The organism is Rheinheimera sp. EpRS3, from assembly GCF_001513785.1.
GTDB lineage: Bacteria > Pseudomonadota > Gammaproteobacteria > Enterobacterales > Alteromonadaceae > Alishewanella.
Genome location: NZ_LNQS01000008.1, coordinates 649,164 through 665,553, shown reverse-complemented (window position 1 = coordinate 665,553; position 16,390 = coordinate 649,164). Strand labels below are relative to the sequence as shown.

General features: G+C 49.9%; 14 protein-coding genes and 1 tRNA gene. 7 read left to right on the top strand and 8 right to left on the bottom strand.

Annotated elements, in window-relative coordinates; all coding sequences use genetic code 11:
- The first annotated feature begins 147 nt into the window (after positions 1–147).
- Positions 148–531, top strand: a complete 384-nt coding sequence (gene rraB / locus AR688_RS11620; protein WP_068233603.1) for a ribonuclease E inhibitor RraB — start codon at positions 148–150, stop codon at positions 529–531.
- A gap of 69 nt (positions 532–600) precedes the next feature.
- On the opposite strand, the gene zigA is transcribed toward rraB, so the two are convergent.
- Together zigA and AR688_RS11610 are read right to left on the bottom strand one after the other, a co-directional pair.
- Positions 601–1,821 carry a zinc metallochaperone GTPase ZigA gene (zigA, locus tag AR688_RS11615; RefSeq protein ID WP_068233600.1) on the bottom strand — a complete coding sequence of 407 codons (1,221 nt, stop codon included), beginning with the start codon at positions 1,819–1,821 and terminating at the stop codon, positions 601–603.
- Positions 1,808–2,188: a MerC domain-containing protein gene (locus AR688_RS11610; RefSeq protein WP_068233597.1), complete on the bottom strand. Its 381-nt coding sequence runs from the start codon at positions 2,186–2,188 to the stop codon at positions 1,808–1,810. Before AR688_RS11610 ends, zigA begins: the two co-directional genes overlap by 14 nt.
- A gap of 180 nt (positions 2,189–2,368) precedes the next feature.
- On the opposite strand from AR688_RS11610, the gene AR688_RS11605 reads away from it, so the two are divergent.
- The 5 genes from AR688_RS11605 (at position 2,369) to AR688_RS11585 (ending at position 10,085) form a co-directional block, all read left to right on the top strand.
- Positions 2,369–4,777: a TonB-dependent receptor gene (locus AR688_RS11605; RefSeq protein ID WP_068233594.1), complete on the top strand. Its 2,409-nt coding sequence runs from the start codon at positions 2,369–2,371 to the stop codon at positions 4,775–4,777.
- A gap of 68 nt (positions 4,778–4,845) precedes the next feature.
- Entirely contained in the window at positions 4,846–6,192 is a 1,347-nt protein-coding gene (locus tag AR688_RS11600) for a 5-methyltetrahydrofolate--homocysteine methyltransferase (protein ID WP_068233593.1), read from the top strand.
- A gap of 154 nt (positions 6,193–6,346) precedes the next feature.
- Positions 6,347–7,369 carry a Fe(3+) ABC transporter substrate-binding protein gene (locus AR688_RS11595; protein WP_068233591.1) on the top strand — a complete coding sequence of 341 codons (1,023 nt, stop codon included), beginning with the start codon at positions 6,347–6,349 and terminating at the stop codon, positions 7,367–7,369.
- Between the two features lie 38 nt (positions 7,370–7,407).
- On the top strand, positions 7,408–9,048 hold the full coding sequence (locus tag AR688_RS11590; RefSeq protein ID WP_068233583.1) for an ABC transporter permease: 1,641 nt from the start codon (positions 7,408–7,410) through the stop codon (positions 9,046–9,048).
- A complete protein-coding gene (locus AR688_RS11585; RefSeq protein WP_068233580.1) occupies positions 9,048–10,085 on the top strand; it encodes an ABC transporter ATP-binding protein in 1,038 nt (345 codons plus the stop codon). Before AR688_RS11590 ends, AR688_RS11585 begins: the two co-directional genes overlap by 1 nt.
- A 23-nt stretch (positions 10,086–10,108) precedes the next feature.
- Here the strand turns inward: AR688_RS11585 and AR688_RS11580 are convergent, their stop codons facing one another.
- The 4 genes from AR688_RS11580 to AR688_RS11565 form a co-directional block, all read right to left on the bottom strand.
- Entirely contained in the window at positions 10,109–10,933 is an 825-nt protein-coding gene (locus AR688_RS11580) for an ankyrin repeat domain-containing protein (protein WP_068233577.1), read from the bottom strand.
- Between the two features lie 11 nt (positions 10,934–10,944).
- On the bottom strand, positions 10,945–12,342 hold the full coding sequence (locus AR688_RS19915) for an Mbeg1-like protein (protein WP_068233572.1): 1,398 nt from the start codon (positions 12,340–12,342) through the stop codon (positions 10,945–10,947).
- Positions 12,343–12,442: 100 nt separating this feature from the next.
- Complete coding sequence (locus AR688_RS11570; protein ID WP_156420285.1) at positions 12,443–13,204, bottom strand: substrate-binding periplasmic protein; 762 nt, start codon at positions 13,202–13,204, stop codon at positions 12,443–12,445.
- A 133-nt stretch (positions 13,205–13,337) separates the two neighbouring features.
- Positions 13,338–13,424: transfer RNA gene (locus tag AR688_RS11565), tRNA-Leu, on the bottom strand.
- A 160-nt stretch (positions 13,425–13,584) separates the two neighbouring features.
- Between AR688_RS11565 and AR688_RS11560 the strand changes: the two genes are divergently transcribed.
- Complete coding sequence (locus tag AR688_RS11560) at positions 13,585–14,082, top strand: RDD family protein (protein ID WP_068234162.1); 498 nt, start codon at positions 13,585–13,587, stop codon at positions 14,080–14,082.
- A 115-nt stretch (positions 14,083–14,197) separates the two neighbouring features.
- Here the strand turns inward: AR688_RS11560 and lptG are convergent, their stop codons facing one another.
- A complete protein-coding gene (gene lptG, locus AR688_RS11555) occupies positions 14,198–15,265 on the bottom strand; it encodes an LPS export ABC transporter permease LptG (protein ID WP_068233571.1) in 1,068 nt (355 codons plus the stop codon).
- Between the two features lies 1 nt (position 15,266).
- Positions 15,267–16,370, bottom strand: a complete 1,104-nt coding sequence (gene lptF / locus AR688_RS11550) for an LPS export ABC transporter permease LptF (RefSeq protein ID WP_068233570.1) — start codon at positions 16,368–16,370, stop codon at positions 15,267–15,269.
- Positions 16,371–16,390 lie beyond the last annotated feature (20 nt).

The following is a 16,390-nucleotide window of genomic DNA, read 5'->3' as shown; positions in this document are numbered from 1 at the left end:
TTCAGCAACATTATACCTTTTCCTCTGTAGGTAACTGCAGAGGGAAGGGACCTATGCGCTAATGTCGTTGACGAGACCAGATTTCGTTTTAAGTTGCCAGTTAACCGGTTATCATTAAGATAAATCAGTAATTGAGCAGGAACTTTTATGCATACATTCACAGAAACAAACTGGCAGGAATTTACCGAAGACACTATCGCCGCTTTGTTAGAAGACGGCAGCGATCCGTATGCGCTTTACACTATTGAACACCATTTTTATGACAAAGACTTCGCCAAGCTGGAAAAGCTGGCGGTAGAGCTGTTTAAGCTTGGTTACGAAGTTACCGACGCTGAAGAAGTAGAGTTTGAAGACGGTGGCAATGCCTGGGTATTTGATGCTATTCGCGAGCAGTCACTGGATGCTGACAGCATTGTTGTTGATGCTATTAAACTGGAAGAGTTGGCGAAAAAGCATAAAGTTGAGTACGACGGCTGGGGCACCTATTTTGAAGGTGACGAAGACGAAATGGAACTGGATGACGAAGAGTAATCTTTGCACATCACCAAAAAGCCGCTGCAAAGCGGCTTTTTGCTTTTTATCAATCAGCGAGTAGCGTACTTATGCATGCTCTTCTGTGATAAAGGGGCAGGGTAATTTTTGCCATTGCAGCTCGCCTAATGCCAGCTCATCATCGGTTAGCAGGCAAGCTTCAAGCTGGGCCAGTATGGCGGCTTTGTCCAGTTGCTGGCCGATAAACACCAGTTCCTGTCGCCGGTCGCCATAGGGTTCGGCCCAGCTTTGTATAATAGCCTGTTGCAGCTCAGGTTCTTGTGGCCACTGCTCTGCCGGCACGGCCTGCCAGAATAGCCCGGCCATATTATAACGGGCGATACCGCCGGCCTGATGCCACAGCCAGGCGTATTCTGGTGTACTGGCCAGCCAAAAATAACCTTTTGAGCGTAGCAAACGGCCACTGGGCCAGTTCTGGTGTAAAAAGGCGTAAAACCGCTGGGGATGAAACGGTTTGCGGGCAGTAAAAGCAAAGCTGCTGATGCCGTATTCTTCAGTTTCGGGTGTATGCTCGCCACGTAGCTGCTGCAACCAGCCAGGGGCTTGTTGTGCCTGCTCAAAGTTAAACAGCCCGGTGTTAAGGATTTGTGCCGGGTCGACCTTACCCTGTTGCGCCTTAATAATACGGGCACGGCTGTTTAAACTGCGCAAAATGGCTTTAAGACGTTGCAACTGTAATTCTGTGATCAGATCGGTTTTGCTAATCACTAACACATCGCAAAACTCGACCTGCTCAATCAGTAAATCGGCTACGCTGCGCTCATCGTCTTCGCCCAGGCTTTCGCCTCGCTCGGCTAAATCCTGGGCGGCTTCAAAGTCGGCCATAAAGTTAACCGCATCAACCACTGTTACCAGTGTGTCCAGCCGGGCAATGTCGGCAAGGCTCTGGCCGTCTTCATGCTCAAAGGTGAATGTTTCAGCAATCGGCAGCGGTTCAGAAATACCTGTCGATTCAATCAGTAAATAGTCAAAGCGGCCGGCTTTAGCCAGTTTGCCCACTTCTAACAGCAAGTCTTCGCGCAAGGTGCAGCAAATGCAGCCGTTGCTCATTTCTACCAGTTTTTCTTCAGCGCGGTTTAAGCTGACATCAGTATTTAGCTCTCTGGCATCAATATTCACGTCGCTCATATCGTTAACGATAACGGCTACGCGCAAGCCGTCGCGGTTATGCAATATATGGTTGAGTAAGGTAGTTTTGCCGGCACCTAAAAAGCCGGATAACACGGTAACCGGTAAGCGCTTATCTGCTACTAAATTAGTGTGCTGCATGTTCAGCCACCTGCAGGTTATGTAGCAGTTTTCTGTTATACAAATGCGCACCAATCAACAGTAAGCCGCCAATAACAGCCAGTGCCGCTTCGGCATCGTGACCGGCAAACAATGAGGCAATCAGTAGTAAAAAGCCGCCAAGCCCGAGGGCAAAAGGGGCTTTACGGCGGTGGATGCACCAGCCACCCGGCAGGCTCCATGCCAGCATGGCGCTGATAGGCAGTAGCATCAGGTAATGAAACCATTCTGAACTAAATACACCCAGCAGTAAGCCCGAGCTGCCCAGCGCCAGCGCCAGTAACAGTGGCGTGGCGATACAGTGCACCACGCACAAGCCCGATAAGGCGGCGGCAATAAGATCTTTCATAAGCTTCCTCTGGTAAGTCGTTTTGGCGAAGTGATGTTATTTGCCCGCGAGCATTGCATTGATGGTAAATAATGTTATAACATCACAAAAGTTGAATTATGTTATAACATAACAATTAAGCCGTCAAATGCTGCGGCGGGTTGTTGCAGCAGCGATGCGTGTGTATTTATGGGGAATAAGATGTTTAAGAAAACCATATTGGCCTGTCTGGTGGCTGGCAGCCTGTTATCCGGCCAGGTAAGTGCTGAGTCTATTTCCGGTGTGGTAACCGACAGCGCTGGCAAGCCAGTGGCTGGTGCTAAAGTCACGGTGGTGGGCGAAAACCAGCATGCGGTAACGGATGAGGCAGGCCGCTTTAGTGTAAGCCAATTATTAATGCAGGACGCAGAGCTGCATATTGAAGCGCCGCGCTATGCACACCGTAATTTCCATTTCACTGTGCCGCAGCAGGGGTTAAGTGATGTCAGCCTGGTGCTGCTTAACAGTACAATAGAAGTAATAGATGTAAAAGCCAGCCCGTTTCATGCTTCTGCCACCGAATCAGCCTTACCGGTTAGTGTACTGGCCGGTGATGCTCTGAAAATGCGCCAGGCCGCAACTCTGGGCGATACACTGAAAAACGAAGTCGGCGTGCATTCTAATTTTTATGGTGGCGTTGCCAGCAGCCCGATTATCCGTGGCCTGGACGGCCCGCGGGTATTAATTACCCAAAACGGTTTAGACGCAGGTGACGCTTCACGCGTTGGCCCCGACCACAGTGTAGCGGCCGAAGCCAGCACCGCCACCCAGATTGAAGTGTTGCGTGGCCCGGCGACGTTGTTTTACGGCAGCGGTGCTATTGGCGGTGTGGTTAACGTGGTAGATGAGCGTATTCCTACCGATAACAGCACCCGCGCCGAATGGATGGCGCAGCGTGAGTCCGTTAATAACGAAAAGCTGGCCGCAGGCTCGCTGGTTAGCGGCGTTGATAATATTGGTCTTTATGTTGACGGTTTCTGGCGCGACAGCGACGATTACAGCATTCCGGGCTTTGCAGAAGCACAACCGGATGACGATGCGGTAAAAGGCCGGGTAGCCAGCAGTGCCGCTACCGCTAAAGGTTTTACGCTGGGTGGCAGTTATTTGCTGGACAACGGCTATGTGGGTGTTTCTTACGGCCGTTTAGATCGCGAGTACGGTATTCCGGGCCATTCGCATGGCGGTCATGAAGAGGAAGACCATGAAGAAGAAGGCCACGATCACGCTGACGAAGAGCAGGTTTATGCTGATTTAACGCAAAACCGTTATCAGTTGCTCAGTGAGCTGAATTTCTCATCTGGCCTTATTCGTGCGGTAAACACCCGTCTGGCGTATACAGACTATGAACACAGCGAAATTGAAGCCGGCGTTGTCGGCACCACTTTTCAGAATCAAAGCCACGAAGCGCGGCTGGAAATACTGCACCGGCCTTATCAGGACTGGCGCGGTGGCCTGAGCCTGCATTATAAATTCAGCGATTTTGAAGCTGTAGGCGAAGAGGCGTTTACCCCGCCATCAGAAACCCAGATGCTGGCACTGGGCTGGATGGAAGAACGGCATTTCGGCCCCTGGTTAGTGCAAATCGGCGCACGTGTTGAACGCGTAACAATTGACGCTGCCGACGTACTGCTGCCGGATATCGGCGCCCATAGCCATGATGGAGATGACCACGGCCATGATCATGGCGATGAAGCCGGATTTATCCGGGTGTTTGATGTCAGCCAGCGTTTTATGCCTTACAGTGTATCGGCCGGCACAGTGTGGGATTTTACTGAAGGCTATAACCTTGGCCTGTCTGTATCACGCTCACAGCGTGCACCTTCAGCGTCAGAATTATTATCGTTTGGCGCACATATCGGCACTGCTTCTTATGAAGTAGGGGCACTGTTTGTGCTGGATGACGACGAGTTTGTGCTGAACACCCAGCCAATCGAAATGGAAGTGGCGAACAACCTGGATATTACACTGCGTAAATTCAGTGGTAATACCGGCTTTGTGCTGAATGCTTTTTACAACCGTATAGACAACTACTATTACCAGCAAAATACCGGCTTGTTTGCCGAGTCAGGCCACAGCCATGACCATGGTGACGATGATCACGGCGGCAGCCACGATGCTGAGCTGCCGGTGTATCTGTTTACCGCTGCCGATGTCACTTTACATGGCCTGGAGGCCCAGTTTAGCTGGCAGATTAATGACCCGTTCAAGTTAACCCTGCAGGGCGATTATATCCGCGCCCGCCTGCAGGGCGGCGGCGATTTACCACGCACGCCGCCACTGCGGCTGGCAGCAGAGCTGGCCTATGAGCTGGATGCACTGAGCGCTGATCTGCGCGCTACCCGTTACTTTAAACAAGACAAAGTGTCTGAGCTGGAGCAAGCCACAGCAGGTTACACCCTGCTGGACGCCAGTGTCAGCTACCGCTTTGATCTGGGGCCACAGCAGTTAACCGCCTATATCAAAGGCCAGAACCTGACTGACGAAGATGCCCGGGTACACACCTCATTCTTAAAAGATTTAACGCCGTTGCCTGGCCGCTCGGTGGCTTTAGGTATACGCGGTAGTTTTTGATTTTTTGTGCAGCAGGTTAACTCTGGTTCCTGGCCTGCTGCACCTTTTACTTATAACAAGGAGTGGTAATGTTACAAACTAAATTAAGCCTGGCAGCCTTGCTGATCGGCGCTTCTTTACTCAGTGCCTGTGGTGACAGCACAACCAATATCGTTGAAAAAGAGCCAATTCCGGTAGAAGACGATCATGATCATGACCACGATGACGTCAGCGCAGCTGGCCGGATGGTTATTTCTGCCAAAGATTCAAACCTGCTGTCTGTGTACGAGCTAAGTGACGGCAGCTTGCTGGATAGCTTTGCGGTGGCCGATATTCCGTCAGCACTGGCCGCATCGCCTGCACACCGTTATGCGCTGGCGATACAGCGCACCACAGATCGGGTAGAATTTATCGACGGTGGTTTATACCAGGAAGATCATGTTGATCACCTGCATCCCTATCAGGAAGATCCTGAGCTAGTCAGCTTTGTTTTAAGCGACAGCCGTCCGACGCATATTACGACCAACGACAGCCAACTGGCGGTGTTTTTTGATGGTGATGCCGCCAGTAGCACACCCGCTGCGGTATCTGTAATTAGCGATGCGGATATTACTACCGACAGCAACGGCTATCCGGTATTAAACTACAGCCTGAATATGCACGGCGCAGCCCAGCCGCGCGGCGATTACCTGTTATCCACAGTACGCGATGCCAACAGTGCCACCACCTTACCTGACAAGGTAGCGGTATACGAGCAACATGGCGATCATTACCATGAAGAACTGGTATTTGACGAACTATGCCCTGGCTTACATGGCAGTGCACAAAACGAGCACTTTATCAGCTTTGGCTGTACCGACGGCGTGTTGCTGATAGAGCAGGAGGATACCACCTTTACTGCCAGCAAGCTGGCTAATACTGCTGATATTACCGGCACCATGCGCATAGGCACCTTAGTGGGCGACATGCATGCTGAACACTTTGTTGGTTTTGCCGGTACCAGTGCTTTTGCTATTCATGCCCATGACGGCGAAATGGACCTGATAGACTGGCAGGCAACAGACGGTGCTACACTGACCGGTTATGGCTTTGCCGACCACGGCAGCAAGTTTGTGCTGCTGGATAGTTTGGGTTATTTAACTATTCTGAACTATCACGGACATGAGCATGAAGGCACAGACGAAGCCGCCTTTGAGTTTGTTGCCAAAGTGCAGCTAACCACCGCAGATATCGCCACCATGCCTGAAGGCAGCCGGTTTGAGCTGGCCATTTCTGCCAGCGACGACAAAGTGTATGTTATTAACCCTATCGACCAGACACTGCTGAGCGTAGATACCGCTGATGCTGAGGTTATCGCAACCAAACAGCTTAACTTTATGCCACATAAGCTGGTATGGCTGGGGATCGCTGAGCCAGCCGAAGCGCATGACCATTAACACCGGCAGGCGTTAGTTAGCGTTATAGCAAAGGCCGTTAATGCAAATTTAACGGCCTTTTTTGTCAGTCTGCCCCTTATCTCATTGAGAATAATTCGTATTTATGCTTATATAGCTTGTCTTTTCTACCTCAACACTTTTTGGGAGTGGCAGTATGAAACCAGCTTACGCATTAACTTTACTTGGCGCAGGTATCGCCAGCGCATTAATGAATATGGCAGCGGCGCAGGCTGCTGAAGTCAATATCTATTCAGCCCGGCAGGAAGAGCTAATTAAGCCGCTGCTGGATAAATTTACCGCCGATACCGGCATTAAAGTAAACCTGATCACCGGTAAACCGGATGAACTGATTAGCCGCATGGCCAGCGAAGGCCGCAACAGCCCGGCAGATGTGCTGATTAGCACTGATGTTGGCCGTTTACACCGCGCCAAGCAGCAGGGCGTGTTACAAAGCGTGCAGTCTGAGGTATTAAGCAGTGCGATCCCACAGGCGCTGCGTGACCCTACCGGTCTATGGTATGGCCTGACTATGCGTGCCCGGCCCATTATGTATGTACCTGGCAAAGTAAAGCCGGAGCAACTGTCTACTTATGAAGATTTAGCCGACCCGAAATGGAAAGGCCGTATTTGTATCCGTTCGTCTGACAATATTTACAACCAGTCAATGACAGCCAGCTTAATTGCCCATGACGGCGCGGCTGTGGCAGAAAGCTGGGCTAAAGGCCTGGTCGCTAACTTTGCTATGCCACCAAAAGGTGGTGATCGTGATCAGATTAAAGCCGCAGCTGCAGGCGTATGTGATATTGCTATTGCCAACACTTACTACTTAGGCGGTATGCTGGCCGATCCGGCAGAAAAAGCTGCCGCAGAAAAAGTAAAAGTATTCTGGCCAAATCAGGATGGCCGTGGGGCTCATGTGAATATTTCCGGTGCCGGTGTGGCCAAATATGCGCCAAACAAAGCGCAAGCCGTTAAATTGCTGGAATATATGACAACAGCAGAATCGCAGCAGTGGTATGCCGAAGCAAACCACGAATACCCGGTACGCCAGGGTGTTAAAGCCAGCGCTATTTTACAAGGTTTTGGTGAATTTAAAGCAGACCAGTTACAATTGGACAAATTAGGGGAATTAAACGCCGAGGCCATTCGTGTAATGGATCGCGCTGGCTGGAAATAATTTTTGAATTCAATTAGTTGTAATGTGGTAACCGCCGGATGAAAGCAGGTTGGCGTGATATCTGGCGTTTGTCGGTATTGCTGCCAGCCTTAGTGCTGGCACTGCCGGTACTGGTTATTTTTGCCAGTGCTTTTAACCCGCAACCCGAGGTCTGGCAGCATTTACGCCAGACCGTGCTGGCCGACTACGTAATAAACTCTTTACTGCTGGCCGGTGGCACAGGCTTTGGTGCTTTGCTGCTGGGCACGGCATCTGCCTGGATTATCACCCAATATCAGTTTGCCGGCCGGCGTGTGCTGGAGTGGCTGTTACTGCTGCCGCTGGCCATGCCTGCCTATATTATTGCTTACACCTACACCGGCATGCTGGATTTTGCCGGCCCGTTACAAACTGCGCTGCGGGTTCAGTTCGACTGGCGCTACGGCGATTACTGGTTTCCGCAAATACGCTCGCTCAGTGGCGCCATTATTATGTTGTCGCTGGTGCTGTATCCTTATGTGTATATGCTGGCGCGCAGTGCCTTTCGTGAGCAATCGGCTTCCTTGTTTGAGGCCAGCCGTACCCTGGGGCTAACACCGCGTCAGCACTTCTGGAAAGTGGCCTTACCGCTGGCGCGCCCGGCTATTTTAACCGGTACCGCACTGGCGATGATGGAAGCCTTTGCCGATTATGGCACCGTGCAGTATTTTGGCGTTACTACCTTTACCACCGGTATTTTCCGTACCTGGTTTGGTATGGGTAATCAGGTCGCTGCCGCCCAGCTGGCTGCTATGCTAACCGGCTTTGTTTTATTGTTGCTGCTGCTGGAACGCTGGTCGCGGCGTAAAATCCGTTATTATCATCAGGGCCAGCGCAGTAACAGCGTTTCAAGGCGTCAAATTGGTGCCGGGCGGCAATTCTTCCTGCTGCTGTTATGCTTACTGCCAGTATTATTTGGCTTTGTTATTCCGGCTGTGCAACTGGTGAGCTGGGCACTGAGCAATTATCAGCAAACCCTGACGCCGCAGTTTGGCCAACTGGTATGGAACAGTTTTTCACTGGCGGCTATGGCGGCGGTTATTTCTGTACTGCTGGCCTTGTTGTTTGCTTATGGCAAGCGGCTGCGCGCTGATGCACTGGTGCAGGCGCCGGTGCGTGTAGCTGCACTGGGTTATGCGGTGCCCGGTACCGTTATCGCCATTGGCGTAATGTTACCGCTGGCGTATCTGGATGGCCGTATCGATTTACTGGCCGAGCAATGGTTTGGCATCCGCACCGGGCTTATTTTTTCCGGTACCTTATTTGCGTTATTGCTGGCTTACAGTGTGCGCTTTTTAGCGGTGTCACTGCACAGCGTTGAAGCCGGGTTGGAGCGGATTAAACCCAGTATGGACAACGCTGCGCGCTCGTTAGGCCATACACCGCTACAGGTATTGCAAAAGGTGCATGTACCGCTGCTGCGCTCCAGTGTGCTGGCGGCATTATTGCTGGTGTTTGTTGATGTATTAAAAGAGCTGCCCGCTACCCTTATTCTACGGCCATTTAACTTTAATACGCTGGCAGTGCGTACTTATGAGCTGGCATCAGACGAGCGTTTAGCGGATGCAGCACTACCGGCCCTGGCGATTGTGCTGGTAAGTTTATTACCGGTGATCCTGCTGGCGCGCTCAGTAGATTCAAGTTTAAAAGGAAAACTTTAATGCTGGATTTGCAACAGGTTGCGGTAGCTTACGCTGGTCATACTGTGGTGAAAGACATTAGCCTGTCATTGGCTCAGGGCCAGATAGGCTGCTTAGTGGGTCCTTCAGGTTGTGGTAAAACCACCTTATTACGCGCTATTGCCGGCTTTGAACCTGTGACTGCAGGCAGTATCAGATTGCAGCAGCAAGCGGTTAGCAGTGAAACCGTGCAACTGGCGCCAGAGCAGCGCCATGTGGGTATGGTATTTCAGGATTTTGCGTTATTTCCTCATCTTAGCGTGGCAGACAATATCAGCTTTGGTTTACTGAAAACGTCAAAGGCGCTAAAAGCAGCCAAGGTAAAACAGTTGCTACAACTGGTTGGTTTACCTGATTTGGGCCAGCGTTATATTCATCAGTTATCCGGTGGCCAGCAACAGCGGGTAGCACTTGCCCGGGCATTGGCTCCTGAGCCAAAGGTGTTACTGCTGGATGAGCCTTTTTCCAGCCTGGACACCGAGCTACGTGAAGGCCTGGCCCGTGAAATTCGGCAGATTTTGCAACAGCTGCACATTACTGCCGTAATGGTAACGCATGATCAAAATGAAGCCTTTGCGATGGCCGATATGATAGGGGTAATGGAACATGGCCGTCTGCAACAGTGGGCCACGCCGTATGAGCTATACCACAAGCCACAAAACCGCTTTGTTGCTGATTTTATCGGCCGTGGCGTGTTGCTGCCAGGTACTATGCTCGACTCGCAGCAGGTGCAAACCAGCTTGGGGCTGTTTCGTCAGCGTTATGCCAGCACAGCACAGCCGGGTGATAAAGTAGACGTGCTGATACGGCCGGATGACATAGTGCATGATGACAGCAGCGGTATTACTGCGCAGGTAACAGATAAAGCCTTTCGTGGTTCGCACATTATGTATCAGCTAAAACTGCAAAGTGGCGAGCCGGTGCAATGCTTAGCACTAAGCCACCATAACCACGCTATTGGCGAGCAAATTGGCATCCGGCTTGATTTAGATCACCTGGTATTATTTCCGCGCAGTTAAGGAGGCTTCAAACTTAGCAGCAGTCACTTTATGCCCTGCTGCGCTTTAACTTCTTTGGGAGTTGGTGGTGGAAAGGTAACGCCTTTTGTTTCAAGCATTTTTTTAGCTGTATATACGTTTTCGCTTATTTTAAAGTTTGAATTTCTGCGGTGATCTTCAAATATAGTCTCTATAGCGTGAGCGAGAGTAACGCCGCCTTTGTTGGGCTCATTGAAGTCGATGCCAAGTTCAAGCAGTTTAACGACGAAATCATATTTCAGTAAGGTGGCCGCATACAATGCGGCATTACGGTTGGTGTTATCCCGTGCATTGATGTCTGCGCCGGCTTTTAGCAAAAGCTGAAACTGCTCCCAGTTGTCGTGTCCTACAATGTTAAATATTGCCGGGCGACCGGTGGATTCATCTCTTGAGTCAGGATCAGCGCCGTATTTTAACAACATACTAAATAACTTGTTGTCACCGTCACCGGCCAGAATGGCCAGCGGCTGGGCAGGTTTTGGGCCTTCACGGTTAATTTTAACCATAGCCGGAAAGTTAGCATCGGCGCCCAATTGCAGTGCAAGCTCAACTGCTGCAGCGTCTTTCTGCATAATTAGCCATAACAGAGGGGTAATGCCTTCATCACCGTGCACATTTAGATTAACACCCTGTTCTATAAGTAACTTTGCTGTTATTTCATTTTTGCGTTGAATTGCGTGCAGCAAATTAACCATCTCAGCAGTGAAAAATAGTTCGGCTTTCATATCCTTTCCTTCTGACTTGCAGCTGCTAAGCAGGCCAACAAGCATAATCATTAAAACGGGGAGCAGCTTGCGTCCGGCTGACAATAATATTTTCAAACTAGCCATAATAAGCCTTTTTAAATACCGCCGAGCGTTTGAATATCTTCATTTTTTTGCGCTTCAATACCTTCAACCACCTGATCCATGCCGTGGCGTGTGATGGGGTTGCCGCCCTCTACGCTGGGTAAATCTAACATAGTACCGCTCGCTTTAGGCAGTGCACTAAAGGCAGCTAATCCAATGGCTGTAAGCATGCCTGCTATCGGGCCGCCCATCGCTGTTGCAGCTCCGGCCAATACGGCTTTTGTACCCAAACTTTGTGCCATAGTTAATACCTCGCCTTTTACCGCTTGCGTAGTAATAAGCTTGGACACCTCAGCTAAAGAGAGACCATTTTGTCGGCCGGCAGTACTGGGGTGTAATCCTGCCGAATTAAAGGTGTATCCTGGTTGTCCGGTTACAGCCACTCCTGAAGAAGCCAGACCTCCCCCCAATGAGTGACCGACGATTGAGAAGTCATTCCCAATAGTTTGTCGTATTCCACGGGCTAAATCCATCGCCTGATTATACTGTTCGGTTTCCAGCCCACTACCTTGCTTAAGGTTAGTTAACCAGTCCTCTTTCCCGGTGACGGCGTTATTTGTACCCCGGTAAGTCAGCATGGTTTCACCGTTGATCTCCGACTTAAACAAGGCTGCCCCGAATCCGGTTTGTGTATTGGTAAAATCGGCTTGAGTCAAACCAATCTCTTCCGGGTTGATAATTACAAGGCCAGGTGGTGCTTTTGGTAATACATCCAAAGCACCGCGATTAAACTCATCCACTTTGTAAACGTACTGTGCAGCTTCTGCGCGCAAAATATTGTCGTTATTAAGGCTGAGTCTCTCGTGAGCCTGTTGTAGCGATGGAATGCCTTCAGTGTTGCTCAATAATAATTGCCGTTGTTGATAGCGCAACTGGCGGGCCTGAACTTCATTTAGCTCAGCCAGCGGTAAGGCTGCAGGGCTATGGCTGGCAATCTTCGCTGCAGTTGATTCTCCCGCTGCAACACCACCGCCCGGTTTATTGGCTTTGCCTGTCTGTGCTGCGCTGCTATTGCTGCTTGCTGCCGGGGCTAAGCCTCCGTCGCCTATACCGTTGTCTGTTGGAGGTTTACTCCAGCCTTCGGTAAGTTGCCATATCCACATTTCGCGTTCGGCAAACATACTAAGCAGGCTGTCACGCAGCTGAAAGTCGGTGTATTTGGTTAAGTTATGCTCCCAAGGTCTGGCGTGCTGATACATTTCTGCCCAGATTTGGCGCAAGTCCCAGTGTGGTTCTAAGTCATGCAGAAAATAGCTGCCGTATATACTGTCCTGTACCCGCCACAGATAATCCTGTCCTAAATCTGAGTAGGCCAATAAACTGCTGCTACATAAATAGGTATTACCCCATTTATCTTCCAGTATTACGCCGCTGTATTGGTTGTCCAGCATCCTGCCACCTTAATTCGCTGTTAAAACAACGGATTTGCATCAACAATAAATTTACAAGTGGCAAATTGTTCCAAATTGATGCAAAAATGTCAATCAAAGTTTATTTTTTGCTGTCAGGCGAAGGGAGTAGATTATCCATAATTTGTTGATATTGGCCCGACTGGCGTAACTGCTGCAGGCCGGTATTAAAACGTTGTATCAGCGCTTCTGAGCGCGGATCTTTTTTCGATAACAGCAGGTACATTGGCCGCTGTTCGAGTGCTGGCGTCATCCAGTCTAGTTGCCCGGCGTATTGCGGTAATTTTTCGTCAACTAAGTACAGACCGTTGAGTTTGTCTGCCGGCACTAAATCTACCCGGCCGCGCGCCAGCATTTGAAACGCCTGCTCGTCAGTTGCTACCTGAGTGATAGCAAGGCCACTTTCCTGCAAACCGGGCACTTGCAAATAGCCCTGTACCACAGCCATTCGTAATTTCTGTTGCGCTAAGTCGGCATAATCACGGTAATTTATTGCCATACCCTTGCGTTTAAAAAAGACTATTTGGTTAGCATATAAAGGCTGGGAGTAATAAAAGTGCTCGGCGCGTTCATCGTCATACCATGCTGCTACCAGGCCAATATAATTGGCCTGCTGGCTTTCACGGTAAGCGCGGGCAAAAGGCATAAAAGCAATGTCAATATCGATACCCTGCAGTAAAAATGCCTGGCGAATAATTTCGCTTACGGCGCCTTGCTGCGGTAAGTCTGCGGCATAATGTGGGTAATAATTGCTGCTCGATAACAGCAAGGCGTCAGTCTGTGCAGGCAAGGGGGAACTTAATACGGTAACCAAAAGCAGTAACGCAATATAAAAGCGGTTCATTAGGCACCTACGGTACAAATATGAGTAAATAAGTGTGGCACAAGGTGATAAAAATGCTAACAGAAATTGCACAGCACTTTATATGAAAACTGAACTGAACAGTGTATAAAGTTGGCTAAACGACTGATTTATTTGGTGCCTAGGGTCGGACTCGAACCGACACGGAGTTTCCCCCGGCGGATTTTGAATCCGCTGCGTCTACCGATTTCGCCACCCAGGCACTGAGGGATATTTTGAGGTAAACGCCTGCATTATACGATGCGAATGGCGATGCGCAAGCGAATTTATGCCGCAGCGGCTTAGTTGCACAAAATTGCAGCAGCTTCGAAAAAGCGTTGCTGCATGTTACACTTGCGCGGTTTTTATTATCGGACGACGTTATGTTTGCTAATGCACCCCGTGCGGGTTTAATTCGCCGTCTGGCGGCTATTATGTATGACTGGTTAATTCTGGCTGCACTGTGGATGGCGGCCATGGCACTGGCTTTGCTGCTGGTGGCACTGTTAAACAGTGTCGGTGTTATTTCACTGGCTAATTATACCGACCATGCTGATTTTATTACCCAACATAAAATTTGGTTTCAGTTGTACTCTGTATTCTGGTTTTTCTGGTTTTATCTGTATTTCTGGTACAAAGGCGGCCAAACTCTGGGGATGCGGGCCTGGCGTTTGTTTCTGGTGCAGCAGGATGGTGATGCTATCAGTTTTAAACAGGCGTTAGTGCGTGCAGTTACTGCGTTGTTTGGGCTGGGTAATTTCTGGCTTTGGCTGCGCTGGGGTAAGGGCCTGGCGTTGCAGGATCAGCTTAGTAATACCCAGGTAGTCGTGCTGACAAAAGAGCAAAGCAAACAGCTAAACCTGCATAAGGCAGCGAGGTAAAACATAACAACCAGATTGTACACGCCAACACGCCGTAAATATGTCCCTATAGGCTCGATTCAGGCATCCATGCCTTCAACGGTTGGCTTAGCACAATCTGGTTTATTTCTGCGCGTCAGACTTTCTTCCGCATAAAATACACCGATAGCCCAATAAACAGCAGGCTGGGCACCATGGCACCTGCCAGTGGCGGTAGCTGATACACCAAAGCTACCGGGCCGAATACTTCGTTGCTCATATAAAAGGCAAAGCCGGTAAGAATACCCATCAATACTCTTGCTGCCATGGTTACGCTTCTTAACGGGCCGAAAATAAACGACAGTGCCATTAACAGCATGGCGATTATTGTCAGCGGTTGCAGTGCTTTACGCCAGAATGCCAGCTCATAACGGCTGGATTCCTGTGAATTTTGTTGCAGGTAGTCTACGTAATCTTTCAGACCGGTTAGTGACAACATTTCCGGTTTTATGGTCACCACGCCCAGTTTGTCGGGTGTTAATGATGAGCGCCAGCTTTGCTGTGCGGATAACTGTTTTAATATTCTGTCGTCAGTAAAATCCTGCCGTACGACTTGTTGTAGCTGCCAGGCATCATTGCGGTATATCGCGCTATCTGCACTGACAATAGACACCAGTTTCAGATCGGTATCAAACTGATAAATAATCACATCAGTCAGGTTGCCTAAATCATCAACTTTGCCGATATTAACGAACTGATCGCCGTCTTTGGCCCATATTCCCTGCTGCGCAGCGAACAGGTTACCGTCTGAAATCGCTTTGGTGCGGAGCTCGCGTGCCGCACGATCGCTTACCGGGGCTCCCCATTCGGCAACCGCCATAACAATAAGCATCATGATGACAGAGGTTTTCATTACCGAGCTGATAATATTAAAGCGCGACAAACCAGAGGCCTGCATAACCACCAGCTCGCTATTGCTGGCCAGCATACCAAGCCCAATTAAACCACCTATTAGTGCCGCCATTGGGAAAAAGGTGACTAAGTCGCCGGGCACGCTGAACAGCGTAAACAGGGCGGCGTGCACCATATCGTAGTAACCCCGGCCTATTGAGCGCATCTGATCGATAAACTTAAACATGGCCGAAATAACCAGCAATACACTTAACGTTAGCATTGAGGTAGTTAAAATGGTGCGGCCGATATAGATATCAAGAATTTTCAGCATGTTAAGTTCTACCCGCTAACCAGGCCTGAAAACGTTGTGCGCTGGCACGATGGCGCATAATTAATACCACTCCCACCAGTAAGGCACTCAGGTGCAACCACCACATACCCAGCGCTGGCGGAATTTTGCCGTCTTCCAGAGCAGAGCGGGCAATAATGAGTAACGAGTAATAGCCCAAATACAGTAACAAGGCGGGCAATAAGCGGCCAAACTTACCCTGACGTGGATTAACCCGGCTTAACGGCACGGCGATTAACGCCAGTAACGGAATAGATAACGGTATGGCAATACGCCAGTGCCATTCGGCGATCGCTTCGTTGCTGTCCATGCCATAAAGTTCGGCAGTGGGCAGGCTGCCAAGCTTACGCCGGCGTTGCTCTACTTCCTGCTCACGGATCTGGATCTGGTAACGGCCAAACTCGGTAATTTCAAAGGCGGGAGACTTAACATCACCGGCATAGCGGCGGCCTTGTTCAAGCTGCATCATCTGGGCGCCACTAATATCTTCCTTAACATTACCCGACATGGCATACACGATAGAGTGGCCACCCTGGTCTTCGCGGGCATTATTTTGTGCCACAAACACTTTTTGTAACTCGCCATTATCACGGCTGATACTCTGGACAAAAATCACCGCATTTTCGTTTGAGGTATGCTGAAACCGCCCCGGAACCAAAGAAATTAACCCGGCATTGGCATCGGCTTTTTCCAGCAGGCGGTATTCCTGCTCGGTTGCCCAGGGGCTAAGGTATAAAGTAATACTGCCTGCCACTACCGCCAGCATCAGAGAAAGTAATAACGTAAGGCGGGTAACATACCATTCGCTAACGCCGGTGGAGTGTAGCACTGTCATTTCACTGTCGGCATATACGCGGCCATAAGCCACCAAAATACCAACAAAGGCACTAAGCGGTAGAATGATAACGGCCAGTTGCGGTAATTTCAGCGCAACTATACTCATAACCAGTTGCCCGGGAAGTTCACCTTCAGATGCATCGGCCAGAATTTTGACAAAGCGCTGGCTAATGATAATGGTCATCAGAATGACAAATACCGCCAGCTGTGACTTAAATACCTCAGCTAACAGGTAACGAAAAATGATCAAAACGCCCCCTAAAAACCTGC

What these genes read in the sequence shown, in the direction of transcription:
- rraB (WP_068233603.1), top strand. Translation starts at nt 148, where the DNA reads ATGCATACATTCACAGAAACAAACTGGCAGGAATTTACCGAAGACACT.
- zigA (WP_068233600.1), bottom strand. Translation starts at nt 1,821, where the DNA reads ATGCAGCACACTAATTTAGTAGCAGATAAGCGCTTACCGGTTACCGTG.
- AR688_RS11610 (WP_068233597.1), bottom strand. Translation starts at nt 2,188, where the DNA reads ATGAAAGATCTTATTGCCGCCGCCTTATCGGGCTTGTGCGTGGTGCAC.
- AR688_RS11605 (WP_068233594.1), top strand. Translation starts at nt 2,369, where the DNA reads ATGTTTAAGAAAACCATATTGGCCTGTCTGGTGGCTGGCAGCCTGTTA.
- AR688_RS11600 (WP_068233593.1), top strand. Translation starts at nt 4,846, where the DNA reads ATGTTACAAACTAAATTAAGCCTGGCAGCCTTGCTGATCGGCGCTTCT.
- AR688_RS11595 (WP_068233591.1), top strand. Translation starts at nt 6,347, where the DNA reads ATGAAACCAGCTTACGCATTAACTTTACTTGGCGCAGGTATCGCCAGC.
- AR688_RS11590 (WP_068233583.1), top strand. Translation starts at nt 7,408, where the DNA reads ATGAAAGCAGGTTGGCGTGATATCTGGCGTTTGTCGGTATTGCTGCCA.
- AR688_RS11585 (WP_068233580.1), top strand. Translation starts at nt 9,048, where the DNA reads ATGCTGGATTTGCAACAGGTTGCGGTAGCTTACGCTGGTCATACTGTG.
- AR688_RS11580 (WP_068233577.1), bottom strand. Translation starts at nt 10,933, where the DNA reads ATGGCTAGTTTGAAAATATTATTGTCAGCCGGACGCAAGCTGCTCCCC.
- AR688_RS19915 (WP_068233572.1), bottom strand. Translation starts at nt 12,342, where the DNA reads ATGCTGGACAACCAATACAGCGGCGTAATACTGGAAGATAAATGGGGT.
- AR688_RS11570 (WP_156420285.1), bottom strand. Translation starts at nt 13,204, where the DNA reads ATGAACCGCTTTTATATTGCGTTACTGCTTTTGGTTACCGTATTAAGT.
- AR688_RS11560 (WP_068234162.1), top strand. Translation starts at nt 13,585, where the DNA reads ATGTTTGCTAATGCACCCCGTGCGGGTTTAATTCGCCGTCTGGCGGCT.
- lptG (WP_068233571.1), bottom strand. Translation starts at nt 15,265, where the DNA reads ATGCTGAAAATTCTTGATATCTATATCGGCCGCACCATTTTAACTACC.